This window comes from Sinorhizobium psoraleae (genome assembly GCF_013283645.1).
Taxonomy (GTDB): domain Bacteria; phylum Pseudomonadota; class Alphaproteobacteria; order Rhizobiales; family Rhizobiaceae; genus Sinorhizobium; species Sinorhizobium psoraleae.
Genome location: NZ_JABEKV010000003.1, coordinates 746625 through 770419, shown reverse-complemented (window position 1 = coordinate 770419; position 23795 = coordinate 746625). Strand labels below are relative to the sequence as shown.

At 62.7% G+C, this 23795-nt stretch carries 21 protein-coding genes; 10 read left to right on the top strand and 11 right to left on the bottom strand.

What is annotated here, in order from left to right; all coding sequences use genetic code 11:
• Positions 1-147: 147 nt before the first annotated feature.
• Positions 148-2820, top strand: a complete 2673-nt coding sequence (locus ILFOPFJJ_RS19335) for a nitrate reductase (protein WP_173512172.1) — start codon at positions 148-150, stop codon at positions 2818-2820.
• Positions 2792-4003, top strand: a complete 1212-nt coding sequence (locus ILFOPFJJ_RS19330) for a siroheme synthase family protein (protein WP_173512171.1) — start codon at positions 2792-2794, stop codon at positions 4001-4003. The genes ILFOPFJJ_RS19335 and ILFOPFJJ_RS19330 overlap by 29 nt, the downstream gene beginning before the upstream one ends.
• A gap of 104 nt (positions 4004-4107) precedes the next feature.
• Here ILFOPFJJ_RS19330 and ILFOPFJJ_RS19325 read toward each other — a convergent pair whose 3' ends face one another.
• The 4 genes from ILFOPFJJ_RS19325 to ILFOPFJJ_RS19310 form a co-directional block, all read right to left on the bottom strand.
• Entirely contained in the window at positions 4108-5370 is a 1263-nt protein-coding gene (locus ILFOPFJJ_RS19325; RefSeq protein WP_173512170.1) for a sensor histidine kinase, read from the bottom strand.
• Between the two features lie 70 nt (positions 5371-5440).
• Complete coding sequence (locus ILFOPFJJ_RS19320; protein WP_173512169.1) at positions 5441-6139, bottom strand: response regulator; 699 nt, start codon at positions 6137-6139, stop codon at positions 5441-5443.
• Between the two features lie 119 nt (positions 6140-6258).
• On the bottom strand, positions 6259-6807 hold the full coding sequence (locus ILFOPFJJ_RS19315; protein ID WP_173512168.1) for a Spy/CpxP family protein refolding chaperone: 549 nt from the start codon (positions 6805-6807) through the stop codon (positions 6259-6261).
• Between the two features lie 309 nt (positions 6808-7116).
• Complete coding sequence (locus tag ILFOPFJJ_RS19310) at positions 7117-8070, bottom strand: GlxA family transcriptional regulator (RefSeq protein ID WP_173512167.1); 954 nt, start codon at positions 8068-8070, stop codon at positions 7117-7119.
• Positions 8071-8166: 96 nt separating this feature from the next.
• On the opposite strand from ILFOPFJJ_RS19310, the gene ILFOPFJJ_RS19305 reads away from it, so the two are divergent.
• From ILFOPFJJ_RS19305 to ILFOPFJJ_RS19290, 4 genes are read left to right on the top strand one after another with little or no spacing between them, the layout of a single operon-like run.
• On the top strand, positions 8167-9417 hold the full coding sequence (locus ILFOPFJJ_RS19305) for a sarcosine oxidase subunit beta family protein (RefSeq protein ID WP_173512166.1): 1251 nt from the start codon (positions 8167-8169) through the stop codon (positions 9415-9417).
• A gap of 27 nt (positions 9418-9444) precedes the next feature.
• Complete coding sequence (locus ILFOPFJJ_RS19300) at positions 9445-9723, top strand: sarcosine oxidase subunit delta (RefSeq protein WP_173512165.1); 279 nt, start codon at positions 9445-9447, stop codon at positions 9721-9723.
• Positions 9720-12683, top strand: a complete 2964-nt coding sequence (locus ILFOPFJJ_RS19295) for a sarcosine oxidase subunit alpha family protein (protein WP_173512164.1) — start codon at positions 9720-9722, stop codon at positions 12681-12683. Before ILFOPFJJ_RS19300 ends, ILFOPFJJ_RS19295 begins: the two co-directional genes overlap by 4 nt.
• On the top strand, positions 12676-13212 hold the full coding sequence (locus tag ILFOPFJJ_RS19290) for a sarcosine oxidase subunit gamma family protein (protein WP_173512163.1): 537 nt from the start codon (positions 12676-12678) through the stop codon (positions 13210-13212). The genes ILFOPFJJ_RS19295 and ILFOPFJJ_RS19290 overlap by 8 nt, the downstream gene beginning before the upstream one ends.
• 121 nt (positions 13213-13333) lie before the next feature.
• Here the strand turns inward: ILFOPFJJ_RS19290 and ILFOPFJJ_RS19285 are convergent, their stop codons facing one another.
• Positions 13334-15400, bottom strand: coding sequence for an oxidoreductase (locus ILFOPFJJ_RS19285; RefSeq protein ID WP_173512162.1), 2067 nt, complete (start codon positions 15398-15400; stop codon positions 13334-13336).
• Positions 15401-15681: 281 nt separating this feature from the next.
• On the opposite strand from ILFOPFJJ_RS19285, the gene ILFOPFJJ_RS19280 reads away from it, so the two are divergent.
• On the top strand, positions 15682-16299 hold the full coding sequence (locus ILFOPFJJ_RS19280) for a TetR family transcriptional regulator C-terminal domain-containing protein (RefSeq protein ID WP_173512161.1): 618 nt from the start codon (positions 15682-15684) through the stop codon (positions 16297-16299).
• A gap of 47 nt (positions 16300-16346) precedes the next feature.
• On the opposite strand, the gene ILFOPFJJ_RS19275 is transcribed toward ILFOPFJJ_RS19280, so the two are convergent.
• From ILFOPFJJ_RS19275 to ILFOPFJJ_RS19260, 4 genes are all read right to left on the bottom strand, one after another.
• The gene (locus ILFOPFJJ_RS19275; protein ID WP_173512160.1) at positions 16347-18257 is read right to left on the bottom strand and encodes an adenylate/guanylate cyclase domain-containing protein; all 1911 of its coding nucleotides are present in this window, start codon (positions 18255-18257) and stop codon (positions 16347-16349) included.
• Positions 18258-18909: 652 nt separating this feature from the next.
• Positions 18910-19104: a hypothetical protein gene (locus tag ILFOPFJJ_RS19270; RefSeq protein ID WP_173512159.1), complete on the bottom strand. Its 195-nt coding sequence runs from the start codon at positions 19102-19104 to the stop codon at positions 18910-18912.
• Positions 19105-19220: 116 nt separating this feature from the next.
• The gene (locus tag ILFOPFJJ_RS19265; protein ID WP_173512158.1) at positions 19221-19661 is read right to left on the bottom strand and encodes a DUF421 domain-containing protein; all 441 of its coding nucleotides are present in this window, start codon (positions 19659-19661) and stop codon (positions 19221-19223) included.
• Positions 19662-19774: 113 nt separating this feature from the next.
• On the bottom strand, positions 19775-20281 hold the full coding sequence (locus tag ILFOPFJJ_RS19260) for a hypothetical protein (RefSeq protein WP_246299686.1): 507 nt from the start codon (positions 20279-20281) through the stop codon (positions 19775-19777).
• A gap of 266 nt (positions 20282-20547) precedes the next feature.
• On the opposite strand from ILFOPFJJ_RS19260, the gene ILFOPFJJ_RS19255 reads away from it, so the two are divergent.
• On the top strand, positions 20548-20709 hold the full coding sequence (locus tag ILFOPFJJ_RS19255) for a Thivi_2564 family membrane protein (protein ID WP_173512156.1): 162 nt from the start codon (positions 20548-20550) through the stop codon (positions 20707-20709).
• Between the two features lie 120 nt (positions 20710-20829).
• The gene (locus ILFOPFJJ_RS19250; protein ID WP_173512503.1) at positions 20830-21093 is read left to right on the top strand and encodes a hypothetical protein; all 264 of its coding nucleotides are present in this window, start codon (positions 20830-20832) and stop codon (positions 21091-21093) included.
• 21 nt (positions 21094-21114) lie between these two features.
• On the opposite strand, the gene ILFOPFJJ_RS19245 is transcribed toward ILFOPFJJ_RS19250, so the two are convergent.
• Together ILFOPFJJ_RS19245 and ILFOPFJJ_RS19240 are read right to left on the bottom strand one after the other, a co-directional pair.
• Positions 21115-21393 carry a Y4lK-related protein gene (locus ILFOPFJJ_RS19245; RefSeq protein WP_173512155.1) on the bottom strand — a complete coding sequence of 93 codons (279 nt, stop codon included), beginning with the start codon at positions 21391-21393 and terminating at the stop codon, positions 21115-21117.
• 560 nt (positions 21394-21953) lie between these two features.
• Positions 21954-22193 carry a DUF982 domain-containing protein gene (locus ILFOPFJJ_RS19240; protein ID WP_173512154.1) on the bottom strand — a complete coding sequence of 80 codons (240 nt, stop codon included), beginning with the start codon at positions 22191-22193 and terminating at the stop codon, positions 21954-21956.
• A gap of 500 nt (positions 22194-22693) precedes the next feature.
• Here ILFOPFJJ_RS19240 and ILFOPFJJ_RS19235 point away from each other — a divergent pair, with 500 nt between their 5' ends.
• Positions 22694-23794, top strand: a complete 1101-nt coding sequence (locus ILFOPFJJ_RS19235; protein ID WP_173512153.1) for a glycosyltransferase family 4 protein — start codon at positions 22694-22696, stop codon at positions 23792-23794.
• Position 23795: the final 1 nt, after the last annotated feature.

Here is a 23795-nt window from a genome sequence, read left to right as displayed (position 1 = left end):
CCTTGTCCTTGTGACTTGGCTGATTGCATGGCGTTTTTGTTTTTCGCGCCTGCCTGATTTGCCGGGAAAGGTTCACGACAGGAATCACTTTCCCAGGCGATGCCACCGCCGCAACCCCGGGTCCAAACGAGGAATTGGTAAGATCGCATGCCAGAACCGGTCCACGAGAAAAGCGTAAAGACCACCTGCCCCTATTGCGGCGTCGGATGCGGTGTCATCGCCCGCGTGGGCGATGACGGTGCGGTCAGCGTCAAGGGCGATCCCGAGCATCCGGCCAATTTCGGCCGGCTCTGTTCTAAGGGTTCGGCGCTTGCCGAAACCATCGATCTCGACGGCCGCCTCCTCCATCCGGAGATCAGCGGCCGCCGCGCATTCTGGGACGAAGCGCTGGATCTCGTCGCCAGCCGCTTCGCGGAAAGCATTGCCGAGCACGGCCCGGATTCGGTCGCCTTTTACGTCTCCGGGCAATTGCTGACCGAAGACTATTACGTCGCCAACAAGCTGATGAAGGGCTTCATCGGTTCGGCGAACATCGACACGAATTCACGCCTCTGCATGTCCTCCTCGGTTGCCGGTCACCGTCGCGCCTTTGGCTCCGACACGGTTCCCGGTGCCTACGAAGACCTGGAGCTTGCCGATCTCGTCGTGCTCACCGGGTCCAACCTCGCCTGGTGCCATCCGGTCCTTTATCAGCGCCTTGCCGCGGCCAAGGCGAACCGCCCGGAGATGAAGGTCGTCGTCATCGATCCGCGCCGCACGATGACCACCGACATCGCCGGCATGCATCTGGCGCTTGCGCCCGACAGCGACGTGGCGCTCTTCAATGGCCTGTTCGCTCATCTTGCTGCGAGCGGCGCGGTCGATCAGAACTATATTTCCGCGCACACAAGAGGCTTCGCCGAAGCCTTTGCGGCCGCTTCCGCGCTGGATGTCGCGGAACTCTCGGCCCTGACCGGGCTTTCGCAGACGCAGTTGCTCGATTTCTTCCGGCTGTTCGAGACAACCGAAAAGGTCGTCACCTGCTATAGCCAGGGCGTGAACCAGTCGGCCTCCGGCACCGATAAGGTGAATGCGATCATCAATTGCCATCTTGCGACAGGCCGGATCGGCCGGCCGGGGATGGGCCCGTTCTCGCTGACCGGCCAGCCCAACGCCATGGGCGGGCGCGAGGTCGGCGGGCTCGCCAACATGCTCGCTGCCCATCTCGACATCGAAAAACCCCTTCACCGTGATCTCGTCCAGCGCTTCTGGCACGCACCTACGGTCGCGAGCAAGCCCGGCCTCAAAGCCGTCGACATGTTTCGCGCCGTCGCCGACGGGCGGATCAAGGCGCTCTGGATCATGGCGACAAACCCGGTCGTCTCGATGCCCGATGCGGATGCGGTCGAGGCCGCGATCAGGGCCTGTCCCTTCGTCGTCGTCTCCGATATCCTGCGGCAGACCGATACGAGCCGCCACGCCCACGTGCTTCTGCCTTCGCTTGGGTGGGGTGAGAAGGACGGCACGGTCACCAATTCCGAACGGCGCATTTCCCGCCAGCGCGCCTTCCTCGATGCGCCCGACGAGGCACGCCCTGATTGGTGGCAACTGGCGGAGGTCGGGCGGCGCATGGGCTTTGCCAAGGCCTTCGCCCATGCCTCCGCCGCCGAGGTCTTCGCCGAACATGCCGCCCTTTCCGGCTTCGAAAACGATGGCCGCCGCGATTTCGACATCGGCGCGCACGCGGCGATCGACAAGGCGGCCTACGACGATCTGAAGCCTTTCCAGTGGCCGTGGGCCCGGGGTACGCAGCCCCAAGGAAGACGTTTTTTCGCCGACGGCGGGTTTTACCATCCGGATCGCCGGGCCAGCTTCGTCGCGATCAGCGCGTCGGTCTCGAAACGGGCAAACGATGCCTATCCCTACACGCTCAACACCGGCCGCGTCCGCGACCATTGGCACACGATGACCCGGACCGGCAAGAGCGCCCGACTCTCCGCCCACATCGCCGAACCGTTTGCCGAAATCCACCCGCGCGACGCACAAAAGCTCACCGTCGCTGATGCCGATCTGGTGATGATCGAGAGCCCCTTCGGACGGGCGGTCGTCCGGGCGCTTCTCACGGAGCGGCAGGCGGAGGGAAGCCTCTTCGTGCCGATGCACTGGAACGACCAGTTCGCTTCGAAGGCCCGCATCGACGCGCTGGTGCCGCCGATTACCGACCCATTGTCCGGGCAACCGGCGTCGAAAAACGTGGCCGTCAAGGCTGCCCGTTTCGCCGCCCGGGCCTATGGTTTCGCGGTCTCCGCCTGGAAACCCGGAGCAATGGATGCCGCCTATTGGGCACTCGCCAAGGCCGAGGGCGGCTGGCGCGTCGAGCTTGCCTTCGCCGAACCGGAACTGGACTGGATCGGCTGGTGCCGGCAAAGCTTTTCCATTCCGGCCGGGATCGAGCCGATTGGCTATACCGACCGTCAGTCCGGCGAGCTTCGCCTCGCATTCTACGACGGCGATCGCCTGCTTGCGGCCCTGTTCCTCTCGTCGCGGCCGGTGGCGGTCGCCCGCAACTGGGCGGTCTCCCAGCTTTGCGCCTCGCATGCCGACCTCAGCATGCGCTTTGCGGTCGCCGCGGGGCGTCCCGGCGCCGGCAGAGAGGACCCGGGCGCGACCGTCTGCTCCTGCTTCGGCGTTGGCGTCAACCAGATCACGGGCGCAATTCGAGACGGCTGCCACAGTGTCGAGGCGATCGGCGAGAGGCTTAGCGCCGGCACCAATTGCGGCTCCTGCCGCGCAGAGATCAGGGGGATCATCGATGGATGTCTTGCCGCTGCCGCTGAATGACCGGACCGCACGGCCCTCCTCGCAACGCGTCGCTCCGCTCGCCACGCTGCCGCTGTTCTGGAGCTTGAAGAAGAAGCGCGTCGTGATTGCCGGCGGCAGCGACGCCGCCGCCTGGAAGGCCGAACTCCTGGCAGCCTGTGGGGCGGAGGTTCATCTTCACGCGCCGCGCTCGCAATTGAGCGACGTCTTTCTGGGCCTCCTGAAGCGTGGCGCCGCACACGAGGACGGCCGCCTCGTCCATCACGACCAAATCTGGCACGGCGGCGTTTTCTCCGGCGCCGCCCTTGCGATCGGCGATTGCGATGGCGATGCCGAAGCGGAGGCGTTCTTCAATGCCGCGCGTTCGGCGAGCGTTCCCGTCAATGTCATCGACAAGCCGGCCTTCTGCCAGTTCCAGTTCGGGTCGATCGTCAATCGCTCGCCGGTCGTCGTTTCGATCTCGACCGACGGCGCGGCCCCGGTCCTGGCGCAAGCCATCCGCCGCCGGATCGAAGCCCTGCTGCCGCCGGCGATCAAGGGCTGGGCGGCGATCGCGCAGGCGATCCGCGAACGGGTCAACGCCCGACTGAATCCCGGCGCGCCGCGCCGCGCCTTCTGGGAGCGGTTCGTCGATCGCGCGTTTCTGGAGACACCGGAGGAGGGTGTCGAGGCGCGGCTGATGGAGGAGATGGATCGCTTGCACGCGACCCCCGTCTCCATCGGCCGCGTCACGATCGTCGGCATGGGACCGGGCGATGCTGAACTCCTGACGTTGAAGGCCGTTCGTGCCTTGCAGGCGGCTGATGTCATTCTCTTCGACGAACCGATCTCGAACGAGGTGCTCGAACTCGCCCGCCGGGAAGCAAAGCGCCTTTTCGTCAATCGACACAGCAGCCGCGCCGCGGATGGCGACGAAGAGATTCACAATGCGATGATAGGGCTTGTCCGGGCAGGCAAGCGCGTGGTGCGCCTCAAATCCGGCGACCCCACCGCATCTGCCGGAATGCGCAAGGAAATCCGACGGCTGGACGGCGAAGGCATTCCCGTTGAGATCGTACCGGGCGTATCGGTCGAGCGTCATCGAGCTGGAGCGCAGGGGCTTACCAGAATCGACGGCTTAGACGGGATCGTGAGCCTTGCCGGTGCTGCTACATCGCCGCGCGCCCAATCGGACGCGCTAAGATCGCTACCGCAGGCCGGCTGAGTTCCGGAGGGCCTGCCATGCGGGCGCACAAGGAGAACATCTGACGATAGTCGCCGCAACCGGTGGGATCCGGAAATCGCAGCCAGAGTGAAAGGCAGCATCCCTCAGTGCATCGTTCGGGCGGCCCGATTCGCCGGAAGCGTCACGACGAAGCAGGCGCCGCCGTCCGAAGGAGATTCGTAACGGACCGCGCCGCCGTGGCGCTCGGCGATCTGGCGCACCAGCGCCAGCCCCAAGCCCCAGCCGCCCGTCGCCTCGCTGCGTCCCGAGGGCCGGTAGAACGGCTCAAAAACGCGGGCGCTCTCGCTATCCGGTATGCCCGGCCCGTGATCGCGGACCCTGAGTTCCACCATGCTGCCTGCGCGCACGACAGTGGCTGTGACAGGTGGGCCGCCGTGGCGCAGCGCGTTCTGCATGAGATTGCGCACGAGCCTGCCGATGAGGCGCGCATCGCCCGTGACCGTCGCCGGCGTGCCGGAGACCTCGACGCCGTTGCGCGCCCCCTCTTCCGAGACCAGGGCCAGCAGGTCGATGGGCTCTGGCGCATCAAGCTTCTCGACATGGTCCAGCCTGCTCGCCAACAGGATCTCCTCGACGAGCGTGTCCAGTTCGGCGAGGTTGCGGACGATCTCCTCCTTGCGGCTCTTGTCCGGCGCCTGCTCATAGAGATCGATCGCCATGCGCAGGCGCGCAAGCGGCGAGCGCAATTCGTGGCTGGCATTGGCGAGCAGAGCGCGGTGTGACTTGATCAGTCGCTCGACATGATCGGCCGCCCTGTTGAAGCTTTTCGCCACCGCCGCGACCTCGTCGCTGCCGTCCTCCGGCACGCGCGCTACGAAATCGCCCCTGCCCCAGGCATCCACGCCCCCGCGCAGCCGCTCCAGCCGGCGGGTCAGGTGACGCACCACGGGATAGGCGGCGAGCCCGATGACGCCGGCGATCAACGCCAGATAGGCGAGCGGATTGCGGCCGGCCGGGCGAAAAGGCCGCTCCATGCGCGCGGCGACCGCGCGACCGTCGGGCAACTCGGTCACCATGGTGTGAAAGTTGCCTCTGCCGTGGTGCCAGGGTCGCTCGACGATGTCGGGCGGCAACGGCCGGCCAGCGCTCGCGATCAGCTTGCCGCCCGGATCGTAGACCGCTATGTCGGCATCGAAGGCCCGTGAAAACCGCTCTAGCGTCGCCTCGACCGACCGCCGGTCCATATCGGGCGGGATCAGCGCGGTGACAAACCGCGCGCGCTGGCTCTGCCAACTCAACTCCTCCTCGCCCTGCCCCAGCCACACGAAGGCCGCGCTGGCGACGGCGACCGCCGCAAGGCTCGCCAGCAGCGTCAGGTATATTTTCAGAAACAGCCGACTGCGCATCACTCTAGGTCTCTGCTTTTTGATGCATGTCGTTATCCCAAAACCGCTGCACACTTTTGGGCGACATGCTTTACCTCTCGTCGTCCTGGAAACGGGCGAAGACATAGCCGGCGCCGCGCACGGTGATGATGCGCCTCGGATGCTTGGGATCGTTCTCGATGGCCGCCCTGATGCGTGATATGTGGACATCGATGGAGCGGTCGAACGCATCCAGCTCCTCGCCTTTGACCGCGTCCATCAACTGCTCGCGCGACAGCGTGCGGCCGGCATTTTCGGCAAGCGCCACAAGCAGGTCGAACTGATAACTGGTCAGCGCACATTCGCGGCCGTCGATCCTGACCGCGCGGGATCCCGGATCGATCTCCAGCCGTCCGAACCGAAAGGTACGCGAAACCGCCGCGCTGCCATTGCGGCGGCGCAGGATCGCCTTCAGCCGCGCCAGCAGTTCGCGGGGATTGAACGGCTTCGGCAGATAGTCGTCCGCCCCGAGCTCCAGCCCGACGATGCGGTCTGTCTCTTCGCCCTTGGCCGTGAGCATCAGGATCGGCACGTCTGAGACGGCGCGCATGCGCCGGCAGGTCTCGAACCCATCGAAGTCGGGAAGCATCACGTCGAGGATCACGGCGTCCGGCCCATGGCGGCCGAGATCAGCGAGGCCCGCCGTGGCCGTCGGCGCGGTGCGGACGATGTATCCGTTTCCGGAGAGATAGTCGGCAAGCATGGCGGAAAGGCGCGTGTCGTCGTCAACGATCAAGACCCGTTCCGCCATTTCTTGCGCTCCGTTTGAGTTGCCTACAGCGCGCCCGTCCTATCAGACGCGCAAAGGTCGCTGTAGCGCTTTTGAATTGTTGCATGTTCTTAAGGAAACATGCAGTAGCCGGGCAAGTCTTACCACCGACCGTGACCCCTGCGCTCCTTCAGATGCTCGACGAGCTTGGCGCGCTGCTCCGGCGTCAGCACTTCCGCGGCGTCGAGGAGCGCGGTCGTCATCTTGCGCGAGGCCTCGTCGATGGCCGCAATGCGCTCACTGCGCAGTTTCTCGGCGGCGGTGCGGTCGATGGTCGACGCGCCGAGGAGTTCGATAACCTCCTCACGCGTCTCGCGGAAGTCCCGGAATGTCGGCCTGATCTCAGAGCGCGCCTTGTCGATGATGTCCCAAAGCTTGTCTTCCTGCTCGGGTGTCGCATCGAGTTCGTCGAGCACGGAGCCGATCCGGTGTTCCATAAAGCCGCCTCCCATATGCGCGTGCATCATCTGGCCGCCCATACCGAAACGACCCATGCCGAAGCCGAAATCGTCGCTGCGCGCGGCTGCATAACCGATCCCGCCGACAACCGTGACGGCTGCGAGACCGCCGATCGCGGCGCGCCGACCCCAGCCCTTCGAAGCGGGTTCGCTGGCGGACGGGCTCGACAGGTTCTTGTCATCGTTTTCCATCGTTAGTCTCCTTTCACTCCGCAGCGCCTGCTGCAAGGGAGGAAAGCTAACTGAGCGACGTTTCGAGCGTTCTGGGCGAACGTAAAGAAATGTAAAGCGGAGTGGCCCCGCGATGGGCCGTCCACGCGCATCAGATCGAAAGCGGTTTTTATCGGCGGCGTCCTTCGGTGGCTTCTGTCCACCGCCCCGGTTCAATTCGCATGCGTCAGCGCGGCCACGGCGTCTGCGCCGAGCAACGCTTTGGCCGCCTCGTCCGGCGTCGCGCCGGCTTGTGCCGCAAAGGAAAATTTCTTCAGCTCACAAGAAAATTCAGCGGCGACACTCTCCCGGCGTCCGATCGAAAAGTGCCTTGAACGCGCGTGAGAAATGCCCCGGGCTGGAGAAACCGGTGGCAAACGCGATCTCCGAGATCGAGAGAGGGCTCTGTTCGAGAAGGCGCCTGGCGTGGCGCAACCGCGTCTGCCGGTAGGTTTCGAGGAACCCCGATCGGAGGTGCTGCGCAAAAAGCCTGTCCAGATGCCGCGGGCTGATACCGGCAAAGCGCGCCATGGCGGCGCGCTCAAGAGGCTGCTCGATCGTTGCCTCCATCTTTTCGAGTATCGCGAGAAGCGCAGGATGCGTGGTGCCGAAGCGCTCCGCCGACGACGCCCTCTGAGGATCCGCCGGTTCCGCGATGGCGGTATGAAGATACCAGTCGCTGACGCGGCGGGCGAAGTGCGAACCCATCCGTTCCGAGATCAGCGCATGCATCATGTCGAGCGGCGCAACGCCGCCGCCGCAGGTGATGCGATCGCCGTCGAGCACATAGCGCGCCTGACGAGGGCTGAGATCCGGGAATGTCTCTCGCAACACCGGCGCATGTTCCCAGTGGATGGTGAAATCACGATTGGTGAGGAGACCGGCCGCCGCAAGAATGAAAGCGCCGCTGGAAATGCCGCCGATCCGCACGCCTTCGCGCGAGAGCCTGCGCAGCACTGGATAGAGGGGTGCGGCTTCTTCCCAGTCTGCCCGCCCACCGCCGGCGCAAACGAAGACCGTGTGAAAATGTTTCGCATTTGCGGCCGCGTCGTCGCAATCGACGGCAACGCCGGAGGAACTGACGACCGATCTGCCGGCGAAGGACAAGGGCTTCACCTGATAGAGATCGCGGCCGGCGATCAGATTTGCCGCGCGCAGCGGCTCGATCGCGGAGGCATAGGACATCAGCGCAAAATTGCGGATCAGGACAAAGCCCATTTTCTGGACATTTTTCGCCTCGGTCATTGCAATGGCCCATTTGTACAGGAAATCGTCTCTTTTCTGCAATTCATTCCATTCCGGCCGCGTTATCAAGAGGGCAGATGCTCAGGGATTCCAGCGATGCGCTACTCAGCTCTCTCCATTCTGTTAAACGGCCTTACCGGTAACCGCGGTTGGCGCGCCGCATGGCGGGACCCTCAGCCCAAGGCGCATTACGACGTGGTGATCGTCGGCGGCGGCGGTCACGGGCTGGCGACAGCCTATTATCTCGCCAGGGAATTCGGAATTGCCAATGTCGCGGTGCTCGAGAAGAACTATGTCGGCTCGGGCAATGTCGGCCGCAACACGACGATCATCCGCTCCAACTATCTGCTACCTGGAAACAACCCGTTTTACGAGCTCTCCATGAAGCTCTGGGAGGGGTTAGAGCGGGACTTCAATTTCAATGCGATGGTCTCGCAGCGCGGCGTGCTCAATCTCTATCATTCCGATGCGCAGCGCGATGCCTATACCCGCCGCGGTAACGCAATGCGGCTGCATGCCGTCGACGCCGAACTCCTCGACCAGGCCGCCGTGCGCGAGATGCTGCCTTTCCTGGATTTCGACAATGCCCGCTTTCCAATCCAGGGCGGCCTTTTGCAACGGCGCGGCGGCACGGTGCGCCACGACGCCGTTGCCTGGGGCTACGCGCGCGGGGCCGACAGCCGTGGCGTCGACATCATTCAGAACTGCGAGGTCACCGCGATAAGGCGCGAAAACGGCCGCGTCACCGGCGTCGAAACGACGAGGGGCTTCATCGGCTGCGGCAAGCTGGCGCTTGCGGCGGCCGGAAATTCCTCGCAGGTGGCGGCGATGGCGGATCTGCGCCTGCCGATCGAAAGCCATGTGCTTCAGGCCTTCGTCTCGGAAGGCCTGAAGCCCTTCATCGACTGCGTCGTCACCTTCGGCGCCGGCCATTTTTACGTGTCGCAATCGGACAAGGGCGGGCTCGTCTTCGGCGGCGACCTCGACGGCTATAATTCCTACGCCCAGCGCGGCAATCTCGCGACGGTCGAGCATGTCGCGGAAGCCGGCAAGGCTATGATCCCGGCGTTGTCGCGCGTGCGTGTCCTACGCTCCTGGGGCGGCATCATGGACATGAGCATGGACGGCTCGCCGATCATCGACCGCACCCATCTCGACAATCTCTATCTGAATGCCGGCTGGTGCTATGGCGGCTTCAAGGCGACGCCCGCCTCCGGCTATTGCTTCGCCCATCTGATCGCCCGCGATCAGGCGCAGGAGACCGCAAGAGCATTTCGCCTCGACCGGTTCGAGAGGGGCTTCCTTATCGACGAAAAGGGTATGGGGGCGCAGCCCAACCTTCACTGAGCAACCCGCAAAAGAGGATAGACAAGCGTGGCAAGTCTCATTTCGTGCCCTCATTGCGGCGTACGGCCCAAGGAAGAGTTCGCGATCAAGGGTGCGGTTCTATCCCGCCCAGCGCCCGACGCCGGCCATCAGGCGTGGACGGAGTATGTCTATCTGCGCGACAATCCGAGGGGCATCCATCGGGAATACTGGCATCATACCTCCGGTTGCCGCCGCTGGCTGGTGGTGACCCGGGACACGGCGAGCCATGAGGTCGAACTCTGTCTGGATGCCGCCGCCGCAAAACTGGCGGGGGTCCGGCCATGACCTCCTATCGCCTCGCCAAGGGTGGTCTTGTCGATCGCGGCGCGCCGCTCGCCTTCAGCTTCGATGGCAAGCCTATGCAGGGTTTTGAAGGCGACACGCTTGCCTCCGCCCTGCTTGCCAATGGACAGATGCTCGTCGGCCGGAGCTTTAAATATCATCGCCCACGCGGCATTCTGACAGCGGGCGCGTCCGAGCCGAATGCGCTCGTCACCATCGGCCGCCGCGGACGCACCGAGCCAAACACGCGTGCCACCGTCCAGGAACTTTATGAGGGACTTGAAGCCAGGAGCCAGAACCGTTGGCCGTCGCTCGATTTCGACGTCGGCGCCCTGAATGGACTCCTGTCGCCATTCCTTGGCGCCGGTTTCTACTACAAGACATTCATGTGGCCGGCGCCGCTTTGGGAGAAGCTCTACGAGCCCTTCATCCGAAGGGCCGCCGGCCTCGGCAAGGCAACGCACGAAGCGGACCCCGACAGTTACGAGAAGAGTTGGGCGCATTGCGACCTGCTCGTCGTCGGCGCCGGTCCGGCTGGGCTCGCCGCGGCGCTGACTGCCGGGCGCGCCGGCGCCAGGGTCATTCTCGTCGACGAAGGCTCGATGCCGGGCGGATCGCTGCTTTTCGACACCGCCATGATCGATGGCAAGACGGCAAGCGACTTCGCAGACGGGGCGGGCGCCGAACTGCAGTCGATGCCCAATGTTCGGCTCATGACGCGAACGACCGTCTTCGGCTGGTACGACGGCAACGTCTTCGGCGCGGTCGAACGCGTGCAGAAGCATGTACGCGACCCGGCGAGCCATCTGCCGGTCGAGCGGCTGTGGCGCATCGTCGCGAAACAGGCTCTGCTTGCAACCGGCGCCGAAGAGCGCCCGCTGGTCTTCGGCGGCAACGACCGCCCCGGCGTGATGACGGCAAGCGCAATGCGCGCCTATCTCAACCGATATGGGGTCGCACCAGGCAAGGCGACCGCCATCTTCACCTCCAACGACAGCGGCTATCTTCTCGCGCGCGATCTCGAAGCGGCCGGCGTCGAGGTCACCGCCGTCGTCGACAGCCGACCGACGGCGGCCCTCAGCTATCGCGGAAGGGCGCGGCTGATCGCAAACGCGGTTGTCTCCCGAACAAAGGGCAGCAAATCGGTGTCGGCCATCGAGGTCCTGCGCGACGGCCGGTCGGAAACGATCGCGGTGGATGCCCTCGCCATCGCGGGGGGCTTCAGCCCGATCATCCATCTCGCCTGCCTTCGGGGCAGCAAACCGTTCTGGTCGGAGGAAAAGGCCGCCTTTCTCGCGCCTCAAGATCTGAAGGGCCTTAGGATTGCCGGCGCCGCGGCTGCGACGGCCGGCATTGCCGCGTGCATGCAGGAGGGTTCCGCGCAAACCATGGCAATCCTCTGCGAGCTCGGTTTCTCCTGCCGGCCCGCGACATTGCCGAACGTCGAGGCGGAAGAGGAAAGCCGCCCGGCAAAACCTCTCTGGTCGATCCCCGGCATCAAGGGCAAGGCCTTCGTCGACTTTCAGAACGACGTGCATCTCAAGGATATCGGCCTTGCGGTCCGCGAGGGCTACGGCCATGTGGAACTCGCCAAGCGCTATACGACCAGCGGCATGGCGACGGATCAGGGCAAGCTCTCGAACGTAAACGCGATCGGGCTTCTCGCCGAAGCACGCGGCGTTTCGCCTGCCGAGGTCGGAACGACGACATTCCGCCCTTTCTATACCCCGGTGTCGTTCGGTGCGCTGACCGGCGCACATTCCGGGTTTCATTTCCAGCCGGTCCGCAAGTCGCCGCTGCATGACTGGGCTGCCAAGAACGGCGCGATCTTCGTCGAGACGGGGCTCTGGTACCGGTCGGCCTGGTTTCCGCGCGGCGGCGAAAAGACCTGGCGCGAAAGTGTCGATCGCGAGGTCGTCAACGTCCGGCAGAACGTCGGGCTCTGCGACGTGTCGACGCTCGGCAAGATCGAGATCTTCGGGGCGGACGCCGCGGAATTCCTGAACCGGATCTATTGCAACGCTTTCTTGAAGCTGCCGGTCGGCAAGGCGCGCTACGGGCTCATGCTTCGCGAGGACGGCTTCATCTACGACGACGGCACGACGAGCCGGCTCGGCGAAGAGCATTTCTTCATGACGACGACGACCGCCTATGCGGCGGGTGTCATGAACCATCTCGAATTTTGCGCCCAGGCACTTTGGCCCGAGCTCGATGTCCGTCTCGCCTCGGCCACCGATCAATGGGCGCAGATGGCGATCGCCGGACCGAAGGCTCGGCTGGTCCTGGAGAAGATCGTCGACGACGACATCTCCAGTGCGGCTTTCCCGTTCCTTGCTGCGAAGGAAGTCTCGCTTTGCGGCGGCAAATTGCACGCACGCCTCTTCCGCATCTCCTTCTCGGGCGAGCTTGCCTATGAACTGGCCGTACCCGCCGGCTATGCGGAAAGCGTCGCCGATATCTTGATGGATGCGGGCGCCGAATACGGTCTCCAGCCGTACGGGACGGAAGCGCTCGGTGTCTTGCGCATCGAGAAGGGCCATGTCACCCATTCGGAAATAAACGGCACCGTCATCCCGGATGATCTCGGCTTCGGCAAGCTGGTCTCCGCGACAAAGGCTGATTTCATCGGCAAGGCTATGCTGGAGCGGGAAGGCTTGAAGGCCTCCGACCGGCTCCGTCTCGTCGGTGTGCGCCCTCTTGACCCAACCGCATCGTTCAAGACGGGCTCGCACATCCTGGAGAAGAACGCAGCGCCGACGCTCGAGAACGATCAAGGCTATATCACGTCGAGCGCCTTCTCGCCGCATGTCGGCTGCACGATCGGCCTCGCGCTCGTCAAACGCGGACCGGAGCGCCTCGGCGAGGAAGTCGTGGTCTGGAATGGGCTGAAAAGCGAATACACGCCCGCCATCCTCTGCGATCCGACCTTCGTCGATCCCACGAACGAGAGGCTCCATGTCTGATTTCCGAATTGCACTTCGCCCGGCGCTCGGTTCGGCGACCGGACCGGCTTCACGCGGCGTCTCATTAACCGCCATGCCGGAAGGCCACGTCGTTCAGGTTCTCGGCCGGCGGCCCCATGCTCCCGACCTCTCCGGCGTGCTGGAAAAAGCCGCAGGGCCCGCGCACCGTGCCGTGCATGCCGCCGGCCCCGGGCAATGGTTCATCGTCGGCGACGCGCCGCTCTCTCGGGACGAGTTCGCTGCGCTCTCGGCAGCGCTTCAGCCGCATGCGACGGCAGTCGACCAGAGCCACGGGCGCATTCGCATCCGCGTCGAAGGCACTATGGTGGAGCGAATGCTCGCCAAGGGCACGGCGGTTGATCTCGATCCCGGCGCATTCCCCGTCGGCACGTCCGCCATGACCCTGCTCGGGCATGTCTCCGTGCATCTCACGCGCATCGAGATTGCCGTTTTCGAGATCATGGTCCTGCGCGGCTTTGCCGAAAGTCTGTGGGAAGACCTCGTGCGTATGAGCGCGGAATTCGCCTGAACTGCGTCTTTTCAAAACGACGCGATCACTCCCCGGCTTTCGCCGGGCCGGTCGAGACGACCACCACTGCGCTTTGCCTTGCGGATTCCTTTAGCCTGAGCGGTAAGGAGCCGAGTTAACGTCAGCGATAGGCATCGTAATCGTCGACGATCGCCCGCGCCAATTTCCTGGCGTAGAAATGCCCAGCATAGTTGGCAGCGGCGATGATCCCGGGGGCGAGACAGTCCCCGATCCTTTCGACGGTTTCGATGCCGTGGTCAGCCCAGCCGTCCGATACCGCGGCGAGTTCATGCCAGAGCCGATCGGAAGGAAGTCTTGCCGTGACGGGGACGACTGCCGCGCAGGCAATCTCCCGCTTCCTGCCGGAATAGATGCATTCGATCGTAAAGACGCTTTGCGTCAGTCCGCTCAACTGATGCAGCGGGATGATGTCGATGCCGAGGTCGATCAGCCGGGTTTGGACCCGCCGCTGCTCCAGCGTATGCTCCGTCCAGGGCGCAACGATCGACGCAGGGGTGACGAAGGTGACCTTCCGCCCTGATAGCGCGATCATTTCTGCCAGGACGCTCGCCATGTAGTAGCGGTCGTCATCGAAGACGACGACCGGACCATCATTGACCAAAGCCGATGCCCCTTCGCTGAGGAGCGCATCGACGCCGACGACCGCGTCGCCGTTGAGAAACGGTAACGGCGAACGATGGGTGCGCCCGACCCCGTCGGTCCGCCACCGGGCGCCGGTCGCGATCGCGACGTGCTGGATCCCGTAAGACAGCACGTCGTCCGCCGTGAGTGGGCTATCGAGATAGAGCTCCACATTGGGGGCCTGGCGAAGCTGGTTCATTCGCCAGTCCCGAACGCGGGCCCAGGTTGCAAGACCCGGCAGCCTGGCTTCCTTGGTGACGCGTCCCCCCCATTCGCGGGATGCCTCCGCAACCGTCACGTCGGCCCCCCGCTGGGCGAGCGCCCGCGCGGCTTCGAGACCGGCCGGGCCTCCGCCGATGACGAGCACCGATTGGGGCCGGGCCAGCGGCGGAATGATTTCCGGATGCCATCCCTTGCGCCACTCTTCCCCAACCGTGGGGTTCTGGGTGCAACGAAGCGGAACGACGGTGTTGTCGCTTGCGGTGCAGATGTTGCAACCGATGCATTCGCGAATGTCGTCGATCCGGCCTTCTTCGATCTTCTTCGGCAGGAAGGGATCGGAGATCGAGGGGCGCGCGGCACCGATGAGATCAAGTACGCCCGTCTTGATTGCCCGGACCATGGCATCGGGCGACGTGTAGCGGCCGACGCCGACGACGGGCTTCGTCGTGAGCTTCTTGACGAAGGAGACATACTCTTCCTGAAAGCCCTCCTGGGAGAAACGGGCGGTCTGGCTGTCGTTGGACCAGTTCGAGAGGTTGACGTCCCATAGATCGGGTTCGTCGGCGAGGGCTGCGACGACGTCATGCCCTTCGCCATCATGCTGCAATCCGTCGGCGCCGAGCAGTTCCTCGACGGCGAAACGGACAGCGACGGCGCAGCGGTCGCCGACCGCGTCGCGGGTGTCGGCAAGCACCTCCCGGAACAGTCTCAGACGATTTTCGAAGCTGCCGCCATACTCGTCAGTGCGCGAATTGTGCCGTTTCAGCAGGAAATGCTGGAGCAGCGTCATGTCGTGGCCGGCATAGACATATATGATGTCGAAGCCGGCACGTTTGGCCCTGAGCGCCGCATCGCGATGCCATTGACGGAAGGCCGCGATGTCGCTCTTGTCCATCGCGCGGGCCTGTACCGGGTCCTCGACATCCACCACCATATCCGAAGGGCCGTAGGGCGCGATGCGGGTCAGCCGATTGGCGGTATGGATGCCGTTATGGACGAGCTGGATCGCTGCGAGGCTGCCGCGCTCGTGAACCGCCTCCGTCAGTTCTTTCAGTCTATCAGCATCGCGGTCGTCCCAGATCCGTCCCTGGTTGGACGGGGAAATGTCGGAAGAGGGATGTATTTCCGTTTCCTGCGTCGAGACCACTCCCCAGCCGCCCTCGGCCTTCATCCGCCGCATGTACAGATCGGCCTCTGGATAGCGATGCCCCATGCCGCTGCAGTGCGGTACCTGGTAGAAACGGTTGCGCGTCGTGACAGGGCCGATTTTCACGGGTTCGAAGAGAATGTCGTAACGTCTGTTGGCAGTCTCGTTCGCTGTCATTCGCCTCATCCCGATAGAGCCGGCGAGCACAGCCTGCCGGCGGACTTCTTCAGGCACGACGGAACCTTTCGCGTCGCGATCGTAGCGACGCGGGCAATGCCCGATCCAGCCATGAAGAAGAATGCTGTTCCCGTGTTCCCTTTTCAGGCGCGCCTTCCCCGGCTGCCCTTGATTGGCAGCGACACTATACACTTGCATAGCGCTATGCAAGTGTATAGTCGAAGGAATGTATTCTCTCTGCCAATCGGGTATATAAGGCCGAGCAGGGGGAGCGTACGGATATGCAGAGTTCCGACAACGGGTTGCCAGACAGCGGACGGCAGCGTGACCTTATCGAGGCGACGCTCGAGTGCATTGCCGAGCTTGGCATCCAGGCGACGTCCGTTCGTGCCGTCGCCGCGCGCGCTGGGGTGTCGAACGGTTTGATCCGGCATCATTTCGACGCCAAGGCGAACCTGATTGTGGCCGCCTACCGCAGGACGATCGAGCTCATAACTGCTGCATCGATGCGGGAGCTGACCTCAACCGAAGGCACACCGCATGAGCGCCTTCGCCGCTTCATCGTCGCGACCCTGGATGCTCCCGCCTCGGACTACAGGATGCTTTCTCTCTGGGCCACGTTCGTGAGCCAAAGCAGGGTCGATCCGCTGATCGCGGCCGTGCGTGACCAGAGCTATCTAGACCTGCGACGCGCCACCGAACCTCTGATAGCAGCCGTCTTCGAAGCAGAAGGCCGGCCGCTTTCCGCCGCGGAAGTAGAAAACACGACCGTCATCGTCCACGCCGTCCTCGATGGCTTGTGGATTGAGGCGTGCTTGAATGAAGCTCCGAGCGGTGTCGAGAAGCTGATTCAGTTGGGAATCGACTCGATTGCAAAGCTCTTGGATGTCCGGCTGTAAGTCCGTCACTGAATGCGTGAACGCCAACAACACACGGCGTTCCGCCCCTACAGCAATGGTCCAAGGCCCGGGTAAACGAAGCCACTCGTTACGTCCGGAGCCCTCGCCTCTGCCAGTTGCGAGAGAAACTGGTCCATGAGCGGAGAGGCGCCGAAGCGACGATTGGCGCGCTCATCCGCAAGTGAAAACTCAGGTTTCACGTCCGTCAGCCGCGCCATCGTGCGCTGCGCTCCTTGCACGTCTCCGCGCTGGCTCTGGACCGCCGTGTGTATCAGCAGGCAGTCTGCCTCGCGCGGCGCACGGATCAGGCATTCCCGCAAGACCTGATCGGCTTCGTCCAGACGACCGGCAGCGTAGAGCGCCTGGCCGTAGACATAGGTATAGTACTCTGGTGCGATGGGATGCAGCCGGCGCGCCCGCTCGGCGTTGCGCACCGCCTCGTCATAGCTGCCAAATCGCACCTGCGCCTTCGCCAGCGCCATCAGGCTGTCCGGATCGTTCGGATTGAGCTCGACCGAGCGTTGTGCAGCCTGCATGGCACCGGCGTAGTCGCCAGTAACGGAGAGGCCGAAACTGAGGACCTGATAGCCGACAGCGAGATTTGGATCGAGCCGAACGGCCTGGCGCGTCTCGCTGAGACCCGTTTCCACATCGGTCATGGTCGCCCTGCCGCTGATTTTCTGCGCGAAGTCAACGATATAGGTCATTCCGAGATTGGCGCGCGCGGCGGCATAGCCGGGATCAAGCTCGAGGGCCCGATGAAGCAGCGCACGGGCGGCAATCAGCGCCCCGGCATCCTTCGAGCCGTGTTCGTAACGGTCACGCGCCTGCAGGACGAGGTCGTAGGCCTGAAGGTTTTCGGTCGGGCGTTCAGCCGCATTCGAGACCTCCGATTCACGAACATAGGACACAAGATGCGACACGATCTCGGCCGTCAGGTCGGTCTGGACCGAGAAGATGTCCTCGACGCGGCGGTCATAACTGCGAGACCAAAGATGCGCGCCGCTGCGCGCGTCGATCAACTGTGCCACCACACGAAGCTGGTCGCCGGAGCGTCGAGCACTGCCTTCCACCACATAGCCCGCGCCCAGTCTTTCCCCAATCCTGCGGATGTCCTCCGCCTGACCGCGCAGGGCGAACGTCGAATTGCGTGCGATCACCTGAAGTTCGGGATTGCGCGCAAGATTGGCGATGATGTCCTCGGTCAGCCCGTCGGAGAAATAGTCCTGGTCGGCTTCGCCACTCATATTGTCAAAGGGCAGCACCGCGACAGACGGCCGGGCATCTGCAGGCTCGCCGCCTGACAGGCGCAGAAGACTGTCGCTGATATCCGCGCCGATTGCTCTCAATGCGGGCATTTGGGGCAAGGCGACGACAAGGACAAGCGCTGCCACCCCCGCCGCGTAAGGCAAAGAGGCTCGCCCGCGGCCAATCCGCCGTATCCAATTCGGGCCGCTGCCTTGGCCGGGTTCGATCCGAACGGCATAGACGGCGAGCGGCTCGCGTATGTTCTTGGCCTGCCTTCTCCCGACACTGTAGAAAAGCTTGCTGCGGCTCCGGTCGGCGCTACGAACCACCGCCTCGCTGACGAAAATGCTGGCTGGCTCGGCCATGGCCTCCAGCCGGGAGGCGACGTTCACACCATCACCGAACATGTCGCCATTGTCTTCTATGACGTCGCCGAGGTTGATGCCGAGACGCATGTCAAACGGCCGCTCGAGGAATCCGTTCTGGATTTCGATCGCCGCATCGAGGGCCTCGTTGACGCTGGGGAATGTCGCGAGAAAGCCGTCCCCGGTCGTCTTGAAGGTTCGACCACCGTGTTTATCAACGGTAGGGATGATCAGTCCGCTGAAGGCCGCGCGCAATGCGGCGTAGGTCGAGGACTCGTCCTCAGACATCAGGCGCGTGTAGCCGACGATGTCGCCTGCTACGATTGCTGCGAGTTTGCGTTCCATCACGAGCCTCGGCAGTCCTCACAAGCATCTATAGTGAGCAGCGCTTGCCCGTCCACTCAAAACTCTGTGTGGAAGCGCCCGTGATCCAATTAAGCGCCTCTGCCACGCGACGTTCGCAGTTCCTCACGGGCTCGCGTCCGCAGCCAGAACATCGCGACGCCTGACCAGGAACGGGCACATATTCCCTTAGGCGGCCGCTGATCACCTCAGGAACATTTCTGGAGTCCTCGGGTTCTATCCCTGCGAGGAACAAAGGACGAAGGGAAGCGAGGGTTACGCCGACCGAAGTCATCCTGCAGCAGGACCTGTGGCTGGCACAATGGCTCGATGAACATACCGCCGCGATCACCCGCAAGTGCCTCGAACCCGACCAGCAAGATCGGACCGCCAAGGATTAGCGGAGCCGTTTCGGGACAGGAAGGAACATCCATGGAAGCCGCTTTGCTCATTGTTGTCATGGCATCACCGCTCGAGTTGGTATTGACGCTGTTGTGGTTCGGGCCACTGCGCGGAGAGCAAACAAGGCCCCCGAAACATTCAGCGATTTGGGGCCATACGCCGCAAGCCTCCGGCCTCGATGAAGGACCGCAGATGCCTCATCGCGTCGCCTTCCACAAACGCTGACATGCTCGGGCGCGCGAATGATCCGGCGTCATTGGAGCAGCAGGAAACCTGACGCTACCTTACGCCTGAAGTCGCCACTCTTTTTGCAGTTGCAAAGGTAGCGCCACTTTGGCGCGGACGTTGCCTTGCCGCTGAACGGCTTGGGCCGGATGTCGGCACCCTCGAATGCGGTGGCAAGCAGGACGAAGTCATCGGCGTAATAATCGACCGGATCGCGCTTCAAAGGCCCTCGGAGCGCCGCCCGCGATGGCCTGTAAAGGTTTCAAATGTGGGTTGTGTCCGAAATGCAACTCCATTCCGCCATATACTGCTGCTTGGTGGTTCGCTTCCGACACCTGGCTATTGGGGTACGATGCTGATGCCCCCATCGGCTTCGAGAATAGCGAACCTGATCTGGTCGAGCCGAGCCAGGCCGTGCTGCTCCCGTGCGGCAGCCAGCACCTCCTCCAGGTCCACCCTCGCTCGTTTCAATGCATGCGTGTCGATCTTACCTTCCGCAATGAGGACAGTGGGCGTACCGTCCAGAAGCAGCGCCACCTTGGGCATCGACCGCTTTACATAGGACAAGAGAATGTCGAGGCCGAAGAGAGTAAGTATGAGAACCGTCGCGTTCGTGATGGAGAAGTCTTCTCCCAACAGCGCCTGTTGAGTCGTCTCGGCAATGATCAGTAGCAGCACAAAATCGAAGGTCGTCATCTGCGCAACGGTGCGTCGGCCGGAAAGGCGCAGCACGATGAGCAAGATGAAGTAGATAGCCGCGCCGCGGGCAACAGATTCCATGCGATCACTCCTAGAGCAATTCCAGGAAAAGTGCGTGACGGCTTCCCGTCATGAACTGCTTCATTTCAAAGGGTTAGATCATTTCGCTGTTTCGATGAAAACAATGAGATGATCTAGGGCCAAACGATCGTCCGAACGTCTTGAACAGGCTCCCGGTTTATTCCCACCCGATAACTGGCGATGCCGGGCCGGTACGGTCGAACGTGGAGGGTGAGCAAGACGTCCTGCCCCGGTACCGAGTGGAAGTGATAGGTCATGCCATGGTCGCCCGCTTCGGCGGAGACCGGCGCTGGATGGATCGTCTCCACTCGGAAGCTCCGGAAGAATTCCCGGCTGATCGTGACCTTCGGACCCTGTTCTCGAGCTGACAGCAATGCTGTTATGGCCTCAGGCGCTTCCCAGCGGCTGAAGCGAGGAAACTCCGCGGTGCCTTCCTGGAAACGGGTAGCTTGTTTCGAGAATATCCCACCGGAGCCGCTGAGGCCGAGGATGACGAGAACGAGAACGCTAGCAAATCCTAACCATGCGAGCCTTTCGGCACTCCAGAATGCTTCCTGGAACTGCCGATGCTCTTCAACCTGCAGCCCATCGCTGCGAACTTGCGGTTCGTTCAACGGCATAACTCCTCAAGAGCGCAAAACGTTGAGACAAGGATGAATGTTCCCTTAGCCGGTCTCGGCCGGCATCGTTGAATTGTGGAGGGTCGGCCGCGGCCGCCCCGTACCCGCGCAGCCGCGCTCGAGGCATCATCGGCGCGACCGTGAGATACGCGTGTCGCGCAGGAAACAGTGACGAGCGACATGTGTTGTTATGTGTGCTGCCACTTGCTTTTTGTTCCACCTCTCATAGTTGAAGCTTCATGCAGCAAGCACTCGAGGCGGTTAGCATGTCGATACTGATCAGCATCCTGATTACCTTTCTCGTCGTCATTCTCGTGCTCTATCTCGTGAACCGCCTCCCGATCGAGGGGCGCACCAAGCAGCTCGTTCAGGCCATCGTGATCATCATCGGCATCTTGTCCCTGCTGAGATACCTGGCGGTGTTCTGACCAGCCAAGCACTGGAAGAGGACAGGCGGTTCGTCCGCCATCGGTCTTCAGGGTGCAGGTCACCTTCCTGCGCTCGCAAGCCAGCAATCGCGTTTGCCCAGGAACATGTTATAAATGGCAATGGCTGAAAACGAACAGCAGTACGAGTTTTCTGAATTCTCCGGCGAATTTGTCGACGACGGCGTGATGGTCATTATCGGTATATATCGCCCGGCGGGCACGAATGGGGATTGGACGCTCGAGGTCGTCGATCAAGAAGGATACTCGACCGTCTGGGACGATCTGTTCGCCACCGATCGTGAAGCGTTTGAAGAATTCCTGGCGACCATCCAGCGGGACGGCATCCGCAGCTTTCTCGACCAATCCATTCACACGGTGCATTGACGCTTCGTGACGCCAGCGATCCTATCCAGCCCCGTCCGCGCCAACGTCGAGGTACCGGCCAATTGACCGCAGGTAGCTGACGATCTCGAGCTTGAGGAAATCGCGATCGCCATAGATCTCGTCAATCTTCGCCAGCTTCCGCCCCACTCTTTCCTGTTCAAGCGCCGGCAGGTCGGCCTCCCCGATGAGGTACTTGTCATGACCGACAGCGCAGATATTGCAGCCGGTCTTGATGACGTCGTCAACGAAGTCGGGAATCTCACTCGCCTTCATCAGCTTATGCTTGATATGCTCCGCCATGGAGATTACTCCCGTTCACAATCGATACCGGCCTCTGGGCCGCGCCGTCGCCACGTTTGCCGCAAGTCCACGCAAGGACAGCCTGCAGCCTAAACTCGCCAAAACGCGTAGCCGCCGTACCGTGACGTTAAAATCTTGAACAGCCCGGATCGGTTCCGCGCTCCTACCGGCGCCGCTCATCCACGCCCTGAAGGAGGAGAAGTGCAAGCGCTCCTGATTGGGTCTCTTAAGAGTGGAACGATTCAATCGAGGGCAAGTTTGGAAAGTGTCGCGATCCCAAGCGACAACCAAGCCGGCTCCGAAGCTGCCCTCGAGATTGGAGCCCGCAACGAGCAATGCCCGCGCATTTACCTCCCTAATCCGCGGGCATCGCTCAACACATTGCTTGCAACTGACGGCTTCTGATCAAGGCCGCGAAAGCGCCAAGGGCTTCACTTACGCAGCGCTGGCCCATCTATAGGTTTTCTCGCTACTGACTAGGTCGAGCGCCCAATGGACGAAGCTCCAAGGCATTCGCCTTCTCGCGGGAGTTGCTGGGCCAAACGTCGGTTCGATGGACCTCAGTCGCACTGGAATGAGGCTTCAATCGCGGCGGCAATAAAGGCCTGGCGGGAGAGCGCCAGGTCTCCCCTCATCTCCAAGGCAGCGTAGCAACGGTTCTTCGCGCGTTCATAGAACCAGCCGCCGCCTTCCGGCCACTCCGAAAGGCACTGCAGCGCCTCGTGAGGGCCGTTAATGCAGCGCTCGCGGCCCCCGAAATTGCCTACCTTTACGGGCTTGTCCCACAGGAACTCCTGCATGGCTCCCTCCATGGTTTGCGCAAGAACGTTTTCGGAGCTTCGTTGTTCCTGAAGCTGGCGACATCTCCATTGCGGAACATTGCCTCGTCGGGGCTGTTTGACGTCTGCACATTCAGACGAAGGGCGGAAATGCCGTCCGGGACAAGGGCCGAGCCGAAGCTCCCACGAAAGCTTGGCGGCGCCTCCGACAAGGTCAGGAATGTGCGCAAGACGGTGCTATCATTACGGTAGCCCCCAAAATGCGAGATTCACGCGATGGCAGATGCCGCAAACGACCGCCCGCATTTTCCGACAGCAACAAGCCCCCTGTTCGGGCTTGAGTTCGCCGACTTCCTTGATGGGGTCGCACTGCATCAATTGCTTCACGGCTGCCGTCTGCTGACCAGTGGCGGTTACCCGCTGGCTGCCGGGACACCCAAGTCCCGGCTGCTCCAGCAGCGGCAATCCCGGCCGGCGCGTGATTCATCGTCTGAACCTCGCTTGATGACGGATGTTTGCCCATGAAGATCGCGCAGATTGCACCCCTATTCGAACGCATCCCACCGAAGCTCTACGGCGGAACGGAACGGGTCGTCTACAACCTCACGGAAGAGCTCGTTGCGCAAGACCATGAGGTCACGCTCTTCGCGAGCGGAGATTCGACGACGTCAGCAAAGCTCGTCCCTTGCTCGAACATGGCGCTGCGATTGAACCCTGCCGTTCAGGATCCGATCCCCTATCACATGATAATGCTCGAAGAAGTGCGCAGGCAAGCGGAGAGCTTTGATGTCCTGCACTTCCATATTGACCTCCTCCACTTCCCCCTTATTCGGAGCCTCGCAAGGAAAACGGTGACGACGCTGCACGGTCGGCTCGATCTGCCCGACCTCAAGCCGTTCTACGCTTCCTTCCCGGATATTCCCCTGGTTTCGATTTCAGACGACCAGCGAAAGCCAATGCCGCCCGTCAATTGGGTCGCCACGGTGCATCACGGGCTGGCGCCTGAAGTGCTGCCGTTCACCAGCGCTCCGAAGGGCGATTATCTCGCCTTCCTAGGGCGCATCTCGCCGGAAAAGCGGCCCGATCGCGCCATCGAAATTGCTGCTCGGGTCGATATGCCGCTCAAGATCGCCGCCAAGGTCGACAAGGTCGACGAGCCCTATTGGCGCAGTGAGATCGAACCGCTTGTCCGACAGCATGCGAACGTCGAATTCATTGGAGAAATCAATGAGCAGCAGAAGGCCGAATTCCTCGGAAATGCGCGCGCCCTGCTATTTCCGATCGACTGGCCGGAACCCTTCGGACTGGTGATGATCGAGGCGATGGCCTGCGGCACGCCGGTGGTCGCCTTCCGCTGCGGCTCGGTGCCCGAAGTCATCGACCACGGCGTCTCGGGCTTCCTTGTCGACAGCATGGAGGAGGCGGTGAAGGCGGTCCAGGATCTCGACCGCATCGATCGTCGCACCGTCCGGGCGACGTTCGAGGAGCGGTTCACGGCACGGCGCATGGCGAACGACTATCTCGATATATATCGCGGCCTGACGGGCGGACGTCAAAAGGTCATGCCGATCCATGCGACGGACGAAAGCGGCGTCCGCACCACCTTCACCAGGGTCGCCTGAG